The following is a 13,526-nucleotide window of genomic DNA, read 5'->3' as shown; positions in this document are numbered from 1 at the left end:
TCAGCCCTTTCGGAACACGACGCCGAGGCCGCCGTCCGGGTAGGTCCAGGTGATCGCGCCCTCGGCATCGCAGACCTGGTAGCAGGCGCCGCACTCGAAGCACTGCTCGAAGTTGAACAGGATCCCGCCGTCGGCCCTCGGCACGAACAGCTTGGCCGGGCAGACGTGCAGGCAGGACCGGACCGTGCAGGAGTCGCACACCGCGGTGTCGACGGTGATGTGGGCCCGCTCGGACACCCGGAACTCGGTGCCCTCCATCCGGTCGTCGAAGGAGATCTCGCGGTAGTCCTCGTCAGGCTGGCCGGTCATCCGAACGCCCTCATTCCGGTGATCGCGTCGGCCAGCAGCCGGCGCGGGCTGACGCCGTGCCGGCGGACCGCCGTGCGCAGCAGGCGGCGGAGGCCCGGCTTCGGGCGGGGGTTGTCGACCTCGAACAGACCCTCGGCGAGGTCGCAGATCAGTCCGGGGTACTGCCGCTGCATCCGTTCGGAGAGCACCAGCCCGGGGACCTTGCGCAGCTTGCGGTGGTCGGCCAGCACGAACGACCGTTCCAGCGCCCGTCGGTAGCCCGCCAGGCCCGCCTGCGAGGTGTCCCCGGCGTCGATCGCGGCGGCGGCGGCGCGGCCGGCGTACATGCCGGCGCCGATCGCGAAGTTGACGCCCTCCAGCCAGATGCCGGCGGCCAGGCACATCCCGGCGGCGTCACCGGCCACCAGCAGGCCGTCACCGGCCAGTCGGGGCAGGTGGTCGTAGCCGCCCTCGGGGATCAGGTGCGCCGCGTACTCGACCTGGCGGCCGCCGCGCACGAGGGGGGCGATCGCCGGATGGGCCTTGAGGTCGGCGAGCAGCTCCTCGGGGCGGACCTTGGCGGCGGCCAGGCCGGGAAGGCCGACCACCACGCCGAGGCTGACCGACTCCAGGTTGGTGTAGAGGAAGCCGCCGCCCGGGATGCCCCGGGTGCAGCCGAGGATCTCGATGTCCTGGCCGTCCCGACCAGTCAGCCCGAAGCGCTGCTCGATCACCTCGCGCGGCAGGGCCAGCGTCTCCTTCACGCCGAGGGTGAGGTGGCGGGCGTTGTCCTGCCGGGGATGCAGCCCGGCCTCCTTCGCCAGGAAGGAGTTGACCCCGTCGCAGGCGATCACGACCTTCGCGGTCAGGTCGCCGTCCGGCCGGTCGGTACGGACGCCGACCACCGTCCCGGCCGTGGTGCGCAGCAGCCCGGTGGCCACCGTGGCGGGCACCAGCACCGCCCCGGCCCGGACGGCGTGGCCGGCCAGCCAGGCGTCCAGGTCCGACCGGTGCGCGGTGGCGCCGTTGTACGGGGCGGAGCCCCAGCGCTGGCTGCGGAAGTCCACGGTGAGCGCCTGGTCCGCCGTCATGACCATGGTCGAGCGGCGGGTCACCCAGCGCTCGACCGGCATCTCCTCCCACCACTGCGGCACCAGCTCGTCCAGGATCCGGCCGTAGACCACGCCGCCGTAGACGTTCTTCGAGCCGGGGTACGGCCCGCGTTCCAGCAGCGCCACCGACCGGCCCGCCCGGGCGGCGGCCAGCGCGGCGGCCGACCCGGCCGGTCCGGCGCCGACCACCAGCACGTCGAAGTCGGTTACGGCCGGAGGCTGTTGGAGCAGTGTCGAGGCCGACACCGGTCCGGCGTACGAGGCGACATCAGTCACGGGGGGCCTCCGGGGTCAGCCGACGGGCCAGTTCGGCCAGCACGGTCGGGGCGTCGGCGACGATGGCGAGGTCGGCCAGCGCGGTCATCGGGCAGTACGGGTCGGTGTTGACGCTGACCAGGTGGGAGGGGCGGCCGAGGCCGCCGACGTGCTGGGCGGCGCCTGAGATGCCGAAGGCCAGGTAGAGCTCGGGGGCGACCACCACGCCGGTGGTGCCGATCTGGCGCTCCTCGCCGGTCCAGCCCGCGTCGGTGACCACCCGGGTGGCGCCGACGGCGGCCCCGAGCGCCGCGCCGACCGCCTCCAGCAGGGCGATCGCGGCGGCCCCGGTGAGGTCACCGGTGCCGAGACCCGCACCCGCCGCCACGATCCGGGCGGCCTGGTCCAGCTGCTCCTGCCCCGGGGGCGCGGTGAGCAGCGCCGACTGTCCGGCGTCCGGGCGCACCGGCTCGTCCGGCGGCGGGAGTTCGAGGATCGCGGGAGGCTCGGGCAGGGTCGGCGCGCCGCGCAGGCCGGGCTCCAGGGTGGCGACGAACGGTCCGGTCACGGTGGCGTCGACCAGCGTCAGGCCGTCCGCACCGATCAGTTCGGCGCCGGTGCGGTGCACCGCGAGGGCACCCGCCAGCAGCGGCCGGTCCAGCGCGGCGGCCAGCCGGGGCGCCAGGTCGCGGCCGTCCGGTGAGGTGGGCAGCAGGACCACCTCACGGCCGGTCAGGAGTGGCGCCAGCGCGGCGGCCAGCAGGCCGGGCGGCCGGCTGCCGGTCTCCACCGTCCAGACCCGGGTGGCCGTGGTCAGCAGTCCGGCCGCCGCCTTGGTGTCCTCGCCGGCCAGCAGGGCCAGGCCGCCCGCCTCGGCGACCGTCTCGTCCGCCCCGAGCGGCAGCAGGCCGTCGCGGACCACCAGGACGGCGATCGGTCCGGTGCCGTGTCCGGTGTCGTTCACAGCGCGCTCCCCACTCGGTGTCCCTCGATCACGGCGGCGTGCGCGCGGCGCGGGGCCAGGCAGTCGCCGACCCGGTGGACCTCGAACGGCGCGTGCCGCAGCGCCTGCCAGAGTTCGTCCTGCGGGGCCTGGTGCAGCGCGCAGACCACCCAGTCCACCTCGACGGTGGCCGCTGCCCCGGTGGTGTGGGTGAGCATCTCCAGCCGCAGTCGCTCACCGTCCGGTGCCGTCCCGGCCGACATCACCAGCTCGTCGGTGGTCTGCCGGATGCCCTTGGCCTCGGCCCGGACGGTGAAGGTCTCCAGGTCGAGCGTGACGCCGAGGTCCTGGCCGACCACCATGCCTGGGGTCGAGATCCGGACCCGGCAGCCCCGGTCGGCGAGCAGCTCGGCGACCGAGGTGGCCTGGTGGAAGCCGAGTTCGTCGACCACCAGCACCTCGCCCGTCGGCGCGGCCCGGCCGGTCAGCACGTCCCTGACGTCCACCACCCGCGCCAATCCGCTTGCCCAGTGCGGCGGTTGAGGCCTGGCGCCGGTGGCCAGCACCACGGCGTCCGGGTGCTCGGCGGCCAGCGTCTCCGGGGTGGCCTCCTGGCCGGTCCTGATCTCCACGTCCAGTCGGCGGCACTCGGCGGCCAAGTTGCGTACCACGTCCAGGAATTCGGCGCGGACCGGTACGGTCGCCGCCTCGGCCACCTGTCCGCCGGTGGCGGGATCGCGCTCGAAGAGGGTGACACGGTGGCCGCGCCGGGCCGCGCTGGCGGCCGCCTGCAGACCGGCGGGACCTCCGCCCACCACCAGCACACGGCGGCCGCGCCGGCCGGGCATCGGCAGCGGGACCGCCTCCCGTCCGGCCCGGGGGTTCTCGATGCAGCCGAGCCAGCGGTTCAGCCCCATCCTGCCCACGCACTCCTGGTTGCAGGAGAGGCAGCTGCGGATGTCGGAGGCGTGGCCCGACCGGGCCTTGGCGAGGAAGTCCGGGTCGGCGATCTGGCCCCGGACCACGCCGACCAGGTCGCAGTGGCCCTCGGCCAGCGCGCGTTCGGCCTGGGCCGGGTCCTTGATCCGGCCCACCCCGATCACCGGCAGACTGACCGCGCGGCGGATCGCGTTGGAGATGAAGAGCGCGTACCCGGCCGGGACCGCCATCGAGGCCTCGATCAGGTACAGCGTCGAAGTGGCCACCCCGATCGAGGTGTTGATGTAGTCGACCTGTCCGGTCGCCTCCACCATCCGGGCCACCTCGACCGCCTCGTCCAGGGTGATGCCGCCCTTGATCAGCTCGTCGCCGCAGAGCCGGACGCCGAGTGCCCGGTCCGGACCGATCGCCGCTCGGACGGCCGCCACCAACTCCAGCAGCAGCCGGGCCCGGTGAGCGAGCGGGCCGCCGTAGCCGTCGGTGCGCAGGTTGGTGGCGGGGGAGAGGAAGCCGCGCACGATCGAGGAGTGCGAGCACTGCAGCTCGACGCCGTCGAAGCCACCTGCCACGCAGTTCGCGGCCACCGTGGCGTACCCGGCGACCACTTCGGCGATCTCGGCGGCGTCGAGGGCCTTCGGCACCTCGCGGAACAACGGGTCCGGGACGGCGCTCGGCGCCCAGACCGGCAGCCGGGAGTACATCGAGGAGGCCTGGCCGCCGTTGTGGTTGAGCTGGGCCAGGATCGGCACGCCGTGCGCGTGCACCGCCTCGGTGATCCGCCGGTACCCGGTGACCGCCTCCGCGTGGAAGCCGTGGATCAGCTTCTCGTACGGCCAGTCGGTGGGGTGGGTGGAGTGCTCCTCGGTGATGATCATCCCGGCGCCGCCGGCCGCCCGGGCGGCGTAGTACGCGGCGTGCTGCTGGCTCGGCAGTCCGTCCTCGGCGTAGTTGGTCAGGTGGGCCGAGAAGACCACCCGGTTGGCCAGCGTCAGCGGGCCGACCCGGAGCGGGGTGAAGAGGTGGCGGTAGCCGGTCATCGGTGGGCCCCTTCGCTCGCGGCGGCCAGCCGGAGCGCGGCCCGGCGGCCCTCCAGCACGGCCTGGTGGACCGTACGGGGGGCCACGCAGTCCCCGGCGGCGGGCAGACCGGGGTGGTCACGGTGTAGCGACTGTTCGGGCAGCCGGTGTCCGCAGTCGATCAGCACCGTGCACTCCACGTGCTCCTTGCGCCCGGTCACCACGTCCTCCAACACGGCGTGCCCGTCGTGCAGTTCGAGGACGGTCCGGCGCTTGTACAGCGTCACCCCGGCCTGCTGGAGCCGGGTGTTGGCCGTCGCGAGGTCGCCGGTCAGCGCGAGTTGGGTGCCGACCACCTGATCCTGCGTCACGATCGCGGTGGGCCGCCCGGCCGCCGCGAGCAGCTCGGCGACCGCGACCCCGACGGCGTCGCCGATCGGGTCGAAGACCAGGACCGGGCCAGGCGGCAGGGACCGCGCGGTCGGGTCGGCGGTCAGCTCGGCCGGGCGGACCACGATGCCGCCCAGCAGGTCGAAGCCGTGCGGTCCCGGCACCGAGCCGGTGGCCAGCAGGACGTCCCGTCCGGCGGCCCGGGCCGCGTCGAGCTGCGCCGAGCCGAGCCGGACACCGGTCCGCAACGTCACGCCGAGCCGCCGGGTCTCGGCGGTCAGCCAGTCGGCCAGCAGGGCGAGCCGCTCACGGCCGGGCAGGGCGCCCGCCGTCCGCAGGGCTCCGCCCGGCTCGGCCGCCTGCTCGGCCAGTTCCACGGTGTGGCCGCGCAGGGCGAGCACCCGGGCGGCCTCCAGACCGGCCGGGCCCGCGCCGACCACCAGCACGTCGCGCGGCCTCGCGTCCCGGCCCGGCACCGGCTGGTCCTCGGTCTCGTGGCCGCTGGCCGGTTCGCCGATGCAGCTGACGATCGGGTTCCGGTTGTCCCGGACCCGGCAGCGCTGGTTGCAGAGCACGCAGGGCCGGATCCGCTCCGGGTGCCCGGCCCGCAGCAGCGCGACCAGGTCGGGTTCGGCGATCTGGGCCCTGGTCATCTCGACCAGGTCGGCCGCCCCGTCGTCCAGTGCCCACTGGGCCTGGCCGGTCTCGACCACCGAGCCCTGGAGGGCGACCGGTGCGGCGCCCGCCACGGCCGTCCTGACGGTGCGGCAGAGTTCGAGGTTGAAGCCGGGCGGGGTGTGGCCGTCCGGCCGGGTGGCGGAGAGGTTCATCGCGGAGCCCCGGACCACCACCAGGTAGTCCACCGACGGCGCGAGCCCGGCCGCGAGCTCGGCGCCCTGCTCGGGGGTGATCCCGGCCCAGGGGGCGAGTTCGTCGCAGCACAGCCGCAGGCCCAGCACCCGCCCGGGGCCGATCGCGGCCCGGACGGCGGTGAGCACCTCGCGCAGCAGCCGGGACCGGTCGGTGCCGTGGTCGTCGGAGCGCAGGTTGGTGAGGCCGGAGAGGAACTGCCGCAGCAGGCTGTGCTGCCCGGCGTCGATCTCCACCCCGTCCAGACCCGCGTCCGCCGCCAGCCGGGCGGCCGCCGCGAAGTCCTGGACCAGCGTGCCGAGCTCGGCATGCTCCAGCTCGGCGGGCAGCTCCCGGCTGACCACGTCGGCGACCCGGGACGGCGCGCGCAGCACGGCCTGCGAGTACGCGGAGGAGCCCTGCCCGCCCGCGTGCCCGAGACCGGCCAGCACCAGCGTCCCGTACGGGCGGCAGGCGTCGGCCACCGCGCGCCAGCCGTCCAAGCAGTCGGCGGCCAGCGGGGCCCGCTCGTACGGCCAGTCGTCGGCGGCCACGCTCGCGGTCTCGGTGACGATCAGTCCGGCGCCACCGGTGGCCCGGCGCCGGTAGTAGGCGACATGGCGGTCGGAGAGCGAACGGCGGCGGCCGAGGTTGGTCTCGTGCGGGCCGAACAACACCCGGCTGGGCGCGGTCCGGCCGGCCAGCGTGACCGGGTCGGTGAGCTGGATCCGACCGGCGGGCTCGACCGGATCGGTGTGCGGCACGGCGTCGGTGGGCAGCACGGCTACCGCCCGGTGGCCGTGAGGCCGGCCAGCGGGCTGGTGTCACAGGCGCGGTCCGGCAGACCGGCGGCCGGGGGAGCCCAGCCGATCTGCACCGGCACGGGACCGCGGCCCCGGCGCGAGTGGTCGCCGCTCGGCCGGGGCACGCTGCCGGGGCCGAGTGCCGCCAGCGCCGTCTCGCCGTGGCCCTTGACGCACTCCGGGTCCGGCGCGTCCATCGGCAGTCCGGTGAAGAACTTCGCGGCCATGCAGCCGCCCCGGCAGGAGTCGAACGCGGAGCAGGAGCCGCAGGCCCCGGCGCTCTGCGGACCGCGCAGCTCGGCGAAGAGCGGTGCGCTGCGCCAGACCTCGGCGAAGCCGCCGGGGGAGCGCACGTTACCGGCCAGGAACTGGTCGTGGATCGCGAACGGGCAGGCGTAGACATCGCCGACCGGGTCGATCAGGCAGACCACCCGGCCCGCCCCGCACAGGTTGAGGCCCGGCAGCGGGGTCGAGCCCAGGGCGTTGAGGTGGAAGAACGAGTCGCCGGTGAGCACCCGGTCACCGTTGGCGACCAGCCAGTGGTAGAGGGTGCGCTGCTGCTCGGCGGTGGGGTGCAGCTCGTTCCAGACCTCGGCGCCGCGCCCGGCCGGCCGGAGCCGGGTCAGCCGGAGCTGCGCGCCGTAGCGCTCCGCGATTTCGGCGAAGTCATCCAGTTGATCACAATTCTGACGTGTCATCACCACGCTCAGTTTGAAGTCCCGGAAGCCCGCTTCGGCGAGGTTGTCCATCGCGGTGACCGCGGTCCGGTACGAGCCCGGTCCGCGTACCGCGTCGTTGATCTCCGCCGTGGCGCCGTCGATCGAGATCTGTACGTCCACGTAGTCACTGCCGGCCAGCCATCTGGCCCGCTCCGGCGTGATCTTGATGCCGTTGGTGGAGAACTTGACCCCGACTTGACGATCGGTGGCATAGTCCACCAGTTCCCAGAAGTCCGGCCGGACCGTCGGTTCGCCGCCGCCGATGTTCACATAGAACACCTGCATGCGCTGCAATTCGTCCAGCACCGAACGGCACTCGGCGGTGCTCAGCTCACGGGGGTCGCGCCGGCCGGAGGAGGAGAGGCAGTGCACGCAGGCGAGATTGCAGGCGTAGGTGAGCTCCCAGGTGAGGCAGATGGGGGCGTCCAGCCCGTGCTGGAACTGGTCGACGAGCTTCATCCGGGTACTCCCTGGTGAGTGGGTGATCTCTAGCGGCGCGGCTGGATGGTTCCGGCCTCGGCCAGACCGGCGAGGGCCGTGAGATACGCCCGCCGCTCCTCGGTCGGCACGCCCGCGTGTTCGAGTGCGCCGTGGACGTCCGCGCAGGAGATCAGCGCACGTACTGTCTTGACCAACTCAGGAGACTTGAGAAAGGACAGTCTGCGGGTCGAGAAGTCATAGGCGAGAGCCCCGAAAGGCTCGGGTCGCAGCGAGACACTCGGTGCGCAGCGGTACGGAAGGTCCGGATCGAATGACGACACTGTTCCTCGAATCAGTAGACGCCGCACATGCCGTCGATGGAGATCTCCTCGACCAGGAGGTCCTCCTCGGGGGTGAAGTCGAACTCGTCGTCCTCGGTGGTTTCCGGCAGGAATTCCGCCATGGCTTTCTCCTTCACGTGGAGTGGGCCGCGCATCCCGGCCCTGGTGTTCACGCTAATCGCGGGACCGGTACGGTCGGCACCCCTGTCCGGGGGCTTAGGGGTGCTCTCCGGGTCTGCCCCCGCGTTCACTCCGGGTCTGCCCCGGCGTTCACCACGGCTCTGCCCCGATGTTCACTCCGGCAAGGCGTGGAAGCCCCGGCGAAAATAGACCGCTGGGATTGTTTCTCGCATGCGCACCTCGCGCACCCGGCCGACCAGGATGGTGTGATCGCCACCCGGGTGCCGGGCGTACGCGTCGCACTCCAGCGTCACCGCGGCCGAGTCCAGGACAGGCTGTCCCTTCTCGTTCGGCCGGAAATCGCTGTTCGAGAACTTGTCCACCCCCCGGGTGGCGAACCGGACCGCGAGGTCGGCGTGCTCCGGCGCGAGCACGTGGATCACCCAGGACTCCGCCGCCAGGAACGCCGGGTGGCACTGGGCGTTGTCGGCGAGGCAGACCAGCACCAGCGCCGGGTCGGCCGACAGCGAGCAGAACGAGCTGGCGGTGAAGCCCCACCAGCGCCCCTGGCGGTCCGTGGTGGTCACGATGGTGACCCCGCTGGGGAAGGCGGCCAGCGCCTCCCGGAACGTGGTCGGTGCTGCTTCGGTCGGTGCGGTGGCGGTCGCCACGGTGGTCATCCGAGACCTCCCTCGTCTGCGGCCGGACAGCGGCCGAGCTCGACGTTAGGGACACCCGTAATCGAACGCGCCCCCTAGCGGACCCCCTGCGGACCCCTGCTGTGCCACGGGTCCTGACGCACCGCTGCCCGGGCCGGCGCTCGCGCGCCGGTCCGGGCAGGTGTCGTCACATGTGCGCGGTCGGCCACCGCCCCCGGGGCCGTCCACTCACCGGTCTCCGCATGGATCCGCGGCTTCCGGCGCTCCGGGGCTACGGCCAGCCGTCGTCGTCCTGGCCCGGGCGCAGGGTGGAGGAGGCGGTCGGAGCGGGAGTGGCGCCGGCGTCGGACAGTGTGATCATTCCGCCGTGTCCGTTCGTCGCAGAAGAGAGAGTGGGCAGGGCCGCCACGACCGCGGCGAGCAGGATGCCCTGGATGGCCATCTTTGTCCTCTTGGAAAACTGCATTTCATCCCCCATACAGTGAGCAGTTGACTGGTTGGCTCCGGTTCGTCGTCCCCCGGGTCGGTGCTCTCGGTGGCGACACCGCATAGGCTGCCGAGGACCGCATGTCTGTGCCAAGCAGAACTCGATGGCGTAAAGTTGCTTGGCAACAACTTCGCAGGGTTGGGGGGAGCTCGTATGAGCGAGGGGGTGCACGGATACTTGGATTTCGCGGAGTTGGACGATCTCAGTGCTGCCGCGTACGGTCACGCCGTCGAGTTAGGGCGATTCGACAAGAGCGATATCGCCGAACGGCTGTCGATCGGAGAGGCGGAGCTCGACCGGATAGAGCAGGTGCTGCGACTGCTGAAGCTGCTCCAGCCGATGCCGGGGCACCCGTCGGTGCTGGTCCCGGTGGGGCCGGACGTGGCGGCGGCGGACTTGGTCGGCGGTGCCGAGAACCAGATCCGCGATCTCCAGCAGGCCGTCACGGACGTCCGCTCGAAGCTGTTGTCGTTGACCCCTCTCTACTTCGAGGGCCGCCGGCTGCGGAACCGGCTGGAGGCCTTCGACGTGATCAGCGACCCCAGTGTGATCCGGTCGATGATCGACAGCCTCGGGAAGAACTGCCGCCACGAACTGCTCGCCATGCACCCCGGCGGACCGCGTCCGGCGTTCGTCCTCGCCTCCGCCCGGGACTCCAACGGGCGGATGCTGGAGCGCGGCGTGGCGGTCCGGACGATCTACCAGCACACCGCCAGGGGCGATCTGGCGACCAAGTCGTACGTCCGGGACGTCACCGCGCTGGGCGCGGAGTTCAGGACCGCCGACGAGCTGGTCGACCGGGTGCTGATCTACGACCGGGAGACGGTGGTGCTGGCCCGCCACACCGGGGCGGAGGGCACGCCCACCGCGGCGATCGTCCGGGAGTCCACCCTGGTGGGCTTCGTCTGCAAGGTCTTCGAGTACATCTGGGACGGCGCCACGCCGTTCAACCCCGAGACCGCGAAGGCCGAGGCCATCACCGACGACCTCAAGCAGTCGGTGCTGCGGCTGATGGCCAAGGGCTACAAGGACGAGATGGTGGCGCGCCGACTTGGCATGTCGGTGCGCACCTGCCGTCGGCACATCTCCGAGATCACCGAGGAGCTGGAGGCGACCAGCCGGTTCCAGGCCGGCTTCAACGTCGCCATGTCCGGCATGCTGGACCAGTTCAGGGACGAGTTCTGACCCGGCGTCAACCGCCCGTCGGTCAGTCACCGAGCGCGTCGGTGATCGCCTCGACCGTGTCCTGGTCCAGCATGCTGACCAGCTCGGCGTCGTCCAGCTCGCCGAACCCGGCGTCGTAGACGGCGGCGCTGATCCGGTAGCCGTTGCCCAGCAGGAAGGTCCGGAACGCCCACTCCGCCCCGGTGCCCGGGCTGCCGTCGGGCCGGTGCACCCGGACCGGCTTGCCGTCCGGGCCGAAGCCGAACTCGGTGAAGCTGAACTGCATGCCCTGCCCGATCGCCTTGCTGTATGCCTCCTTGAGGGTCCAGAGCCGGACCAGGCTCGGATTGCGTTCCTGCTCGGGCAGTGAGGCCAGTGACACCAGTTCGTACGGCGTGCAGACGTGCCGGCCAAGGCCGCGGCCGTACATCGGCCGGTCGGCCCGTTCGGCGTCGACCCCGATCAGGCCCCGGGTGGTGAGGCCGACCAGCAGCAGGTCGTCGGTGTGGCTCAGGCTGATGTCCACCTGGTCGCAGCCGCGCAGGTACGGCCGCCCGGTCGGCCCGTAGCCGAGTTCCAGGGTGTCCGGGTCGGCGCGCAGCACCGCCGCGCCCGCTCGCTTGAGCAGGACCCGGGAGGCGGCGTACCGGTCGCGGACCGAGGGGTGGGCGAGGTCCAGGTAGCGGGACCAGTCGCGGCCGAGCACCGCGCGCAGTTCGTGCGCGGCGGGCAGCTCGGGCTGTAGGTCGCCGAGTTCGGCGTAGACCAGGGCGGTCCCGTGCCGGGCCAGGTCGGCCCGGACCAGGTCCCAGGTGCTGTCACCGGCGACCTGGACGGGGTCGCCGAGCGGTGGCCCGGTAGGGGTGGCTCCGGGGCGGGTCATGCTGCTTCCTCCAGGACTGCATAGATCTCCCGGAGGTTTCGGGCCGCCAGGACGGTGGGGACGGGGAGCCGGCGCCCGGTGCCGGACTCCAGCAGGGTGACGAGTCTGAGCAGGTTCATCGAGTCCCAGCCAGGCAGCACTGCCAGCTCGGTCTCCGCGTCCTGGTCGGTCAGCTCCAGGCCGAGTTCCGTACGGACCAGACGGAGGAATCCGGCGAGGCTATCGGGCCCAGGCATCTGACGGCCATCCTAGATCAAGTGTGACGTGGACATGTAGAGGGGGTGCCGGTACGGATTCGAGGCCGTGGCGGAAGAGCACCCCGTCCTCGGACCGCGCGGTCTCGGTGAACCCGAGCTCCGGGTAGAAGAGTTCCGCGCGGTGGTTCTTGGCCGTCGGCGTGAAGCGGGCGTGCACGGCAGGGATCCCCGCCGCCCGGCTCTCCGCCAACAGGGCAGCCAGAGCAGCCTGTTCGACGCCCCGGGTCAGCACCCGGCAGCTCAGCCAGACGTTCTCCAGCAGCAGCCCGTCCGGGGTGTGCCGGCCGAGCACGGCGCCGACCAGGCCGTTGCCGCCGAACCGGTCGGCGGCCCGGATCGCCAGCAGCAGCCGCCCGGCGTCCTCGGCCACGGCGGCCGGGTCGCCCGGCTGGAGCCGCAGCCCGGTCAGGTTGAACTGGTTGGTGCGCTGGGTCAGTTGGACCAGTCGCGCGTACTCGTGCGGCTCGGGCGGGCCGAGTCGCACGCTGACGCCGAGCCGGTGCAGGAACTCGGCGTGCGAGCCGCTGCCCTCGCGCAGCCGGTGCCGCTCGCCCTCCAGCCGGTACTGCTCCGGTCTGGCCCGGTCCTCCTCGGTCAGCCTCAGCACGTCGAACCAGCCGTCCGCCAGTAGCCGTTCGCCGTGCAGCGCGGGTTCGCCGTCCAGTGGCAGCACGGCGACCTCGGGCAGGCCGAACCGGACCTGGGCGCGCTCACCGGGCGAGTCGTCGGCGAACACCAGCGCGTCGGTGCCGATCCCCAACTGCCTTGCGATGTCAGCCAGATTGCCGTCCTTCGGCAGCCAGTCGGCTCGCACCGCGGCGAAGTCCGGCTCGCGCAGCAGCAGATCGGGGTGCGAGCGGAGCGTCTCCAGTACCGGCCCCTGGTCGTTCTTGCTGCTCACCGCGAGCAGCACGCCCTGCGAGGCGAGCTGGCGGACGGTTCGCTGGAAGGCGCCGAAGGCCTCCCCGCGCAGGGTGCCTGCGGCCGCGATGCCGTCCGGTCCGTCCTCGCCGAGCACGCCGTCCCAGAGCGTGTTGTCCAGGTCCAGCACCAGGCACTTGCGGGTCAGCCCGGTCAGCGACCTGGTCAGGTGGCCGACCTCGCGGGCGTAGCCGGCCAGCACCGGTGCGGTGTAACGGACTTGGGCGTAACAGGCGAGCCGGGCGTCCTCGACCGGACCGGTGGCGGCGGTCAGCGGGTCCAGGTCGAGCACCACCAGCGAGCGGTGCCGCTCGGTCAGCCGCAGCAGCCGGGCGTTGAACTCCCGCCAGACGGCGCCGAGTCGGGCCCGGGAGGCGTGGTCGACCAGCTGTCCGGTGTGTCGGCGGAGCAGCGGCAGGGTGTTCAGCACCAGGAGGCCGGGGGCGATCCGCTGGTGCTCGGCGGCCACCCAGGCAAGCCGCTCCAGCACCCGCTCGGCGGCCTCGGCCAGGTCCTCCACCCGCCAGGGCGAAGGCAGTTCGGCGAACACTGTCTCGGCGTCCAGCAGGCAGAGCGACAGATCGGGCCGCTCCGGCAGCAGCTGGCCGCGCGGGTCGGTGAGGTCGTGCAGCCAGCCGCCGTGGTCACCGATCAGCGGACGCAACAGCAGCCCGTGCCGGGCGAGTTCGGCGGTGAGCGGATCGACCAGACCGGCCACGGTGGACTGGCCGGTGATCGCGACGGCGACCACCTGGGTGGCCGGGTGGTGGTGCAGCACCTCGTCCAGGTCGAGCCCGGCGAGCAGCCGGCCGGCCCGGCCGAGCAGGGCATCCCGGTCGTCCGGCCCGGCCTCGTCCAGCAGCTCGGCCAGCAGGCCGGGCACCCGGGGGTAGGCCGCGGCCAGCTCCCCGGCGGCCCGCAGCCCGCGCAGCTGCTCCAGTGGTGTGGTGGTCATCTCCG

Annotated in this window: 14 protein-coding genes; 1 reads left to right on the top strand and 13 read right to left on the bottom strand. The window is 72.8% G+C overall.

The features are described 5' to 3' along the window. From ACKUU6_RS08170 to ACKUU6_RS08125, 10 genes are all read right to left on the bottom strand, one after another. Window positions 1-309 carry a ferredoxin family protein gene (locus tag ACKUU6_RS08170; protein WP_407987806.1) on the bottom strand — a complete coding sequence of 103 codons (309 nt, stop codon included), beginning with the start codon at window positions 307-309 and terminating at the stop codon, window positions 1-3. Next, window positions 306-1,676, bottom strand: coding sequence for an FAD-dependent oxidoreductase (locus ACKUU6_RS08165; protein ID WP_407987805.1), 1,371 nt, complete (start codon window positions 1,674-1,676; stop codon window positions 306-308). Before ACKUU6_RS08165 ends, ACKUU6_RS08170 begins: the two co-directional genes overlap by 4 nt. After that, on the bottom strand, window positions 1,669-2,619 hold the full coding sequence (locus ACKUU6_RS08160) for a mycofactocin-associated electron transfer flavoprotein alpha subunit (protein ID WP_407987804.1): 951 nt from the start codon (window positions 2,617-2,619) through the stop codon (window positions 1,669-1,671). The genes ACKUU6_RS08165 and ACKUU6_RS08160 overlap by 8 nt, the downstream gene beginning before the upstream one ends. Then, complete coding sequence (locus tag ACKUU6_RS08155; RefSeq protein WP_407987803.1) at window positions 2,616-4,574, bottom strand: mycofactocin system FadH/OYE family oxidoreductase 2; 1,959 nt, start codon at window positions 4,572-4,574, stop codon at window positions 2,616-2,618. Before ACKUU6_RS08155 ends, ACKUU6_RS08160 begins: the two co-directional genes overlap by 4 nt. Then, the gene (locus tag ACKUU6_RS08150; RefSeq protein WP_407987802.1) at window positions 4,571-6,574 is read right to left on the bottom strand and encodes a mycofactocin system FadH/OYE family oxidoreductase 1; all 2,004 of its coding nucleotides are present in this window, start codon (window positions 6,572-6,574) and stop codon (window positions 4,571-4,573) included. Before ACKUU6_RS08150 ends, ACKUU6_RS08155 begins: the two co-directional genes overlap by 4 nt. Before the next feature lie 2 nt (window positions 6,575-6,576). Continuing rightward, on the bottom strand, window positions 6,577-7,773 hold the full coding sequence (mftC, locus tag ACKUU6_RS08145; protein WP_407987801.1) for a mycofactocin radical SAM maturase: 1,197 nt from the start codon (window positions 7,771-7,773) through the stop codon (window positions 6,577-6,579). 29 nt (window positions 7,774-7,802) lie between these two features. Further along, on the bottom strand, window positions 7,803-8,075 hold the full coding sequence (mftB, locus tag ACKUU6_RS08140) for a mycofactocin biosynthesis chaperone MftB (RefSeq protein ID WP_407987800.1): 273 nt from the start codon (window positions 8,073-8,075) through the stop codon (window positions 7,803-7,805). 11 nt (window positions 8,076-8,086) lie between these two features. Next, window positions 8,087-8,197 (bottom strand): mycofactocin precursor MftA, encoded by a 111-nt coding sequence (gene mftA, locus ACKUU6_RS08135; protein WP_407987799.1) that lies wholly within the window; start codon window positions 8,195-8,197, stop codon window positions 8,087-8,089. Window positions 8,198-8,368: 171 nt separating this feature from the next. Next, window positions 8,369-8,875, bottom strand: coding sequence for a flavin reductase family protein (locus tag ACKUU6_RS08130; RefSeq protein WP_407987797.1), 507 nt, complete (start codon window positions 8,873-8,875; stop codon window positions 8,369-8,371). Window positions 8,876-9,125: 250 nt separating this feature from the next. Then, the gene (locus ACKUU6_RS08125) at window positions 9,126-9,320 is read right to left on the bottom strand and encodes a hypothetical protein (RefSeq protein WP_407987796.1); all 195 of its coding nucleotides are present in this window, start codon (window positions 9,318-9,320) and stop codon (window positions 9,126-9,128) included. Window positions 9,321-9,494: 174 nt separating this feature from the next. Between ACKUU6_RS08125 and ACKUU6_RS08120 the strand changes: the two genes are divergently transcribed. Next, the gene (locus tag ACKUU6_RS08120; protein WP_407987795.1) at window positions 9,495-10,526 is read left to right on the top strand and encodes a helix-turn-helix transcriptional regulator; all 1,032 of its coding nucleotides are present in this window, start codon (window positions 9,495-9,497) and stop codon (window positions 10,524-10,526) included. 22 nt (window positions 10,527-10,548) lie between these two features. On the opposite strand, the gene ACKUU6_RS08115 is transcribed toward ACKUU6_RS08120, so the two are convergent. The 3 genes from ACKUU6_RS08115 to ACKUU6_RS08105 are packed head-to-tail and all read right to left on the bottom strand — an operon-like array spanning window position 10,549 to window position 13,521. Continuing rightward, a complete protein-coding gene (locus tag ACKUU6_RS08115) occupies window positions 10,549-11,388 on the bottom strand; it encodes a 4'-phosphopantetheinyl transferase family protein (RefSeq protein ID WP_407987794.1) in 840 nt (279 codons plus the stop codon). Beyond that, the gene (locus ACKUU6_RS08110) at window positions 11,385-11,624 is read right to left on the bottom strand and encodes an acyl carrier protein (protein ID WP_407987793.1); all 240 of its coding nucleotides are present in this window, start codon (window positions 11,622-11,624) and stop codon (window positions 11,385-11,387) included. Before ACKUU6_RS08110 ends, ACKUU6_RS08115 begins: the two co-directional genes overlap by 4 nt. Further along, complete coding sequence (locus ACKUU6_RS08105; protein ID WP_407987792.1) at window positions 11,608-13,521, bottom strand: HAD-IIIC family phosphatase; 1,914 nt, start codon at window positions 13,519-13,521, stop codon at window positions 11,608-11,610. Before ACKUU6_RS08105 ends, ACKUU6_RS08110 begins: the two co-directional genes overlap by 17 nt. Between the last annotated feature and the right edge of the window lie 5 nt (window positions 13,522-13,526).

The sequence above is a fragment of the Kitasatospora sp. CMC57 genome (genome assembly GCF_045866025.2).
In the GTDB taxonomy this organism is placed as follows: Bacteria; Actinomycetota; Actinomycetes; order Streptomycetales; family Streptomycetaceae; genus Kitasatospora.
Note: the sequence above shows the minus strand (reverse complement) of the source record. Positions and strands in the feature narration are given on the sequence as shown.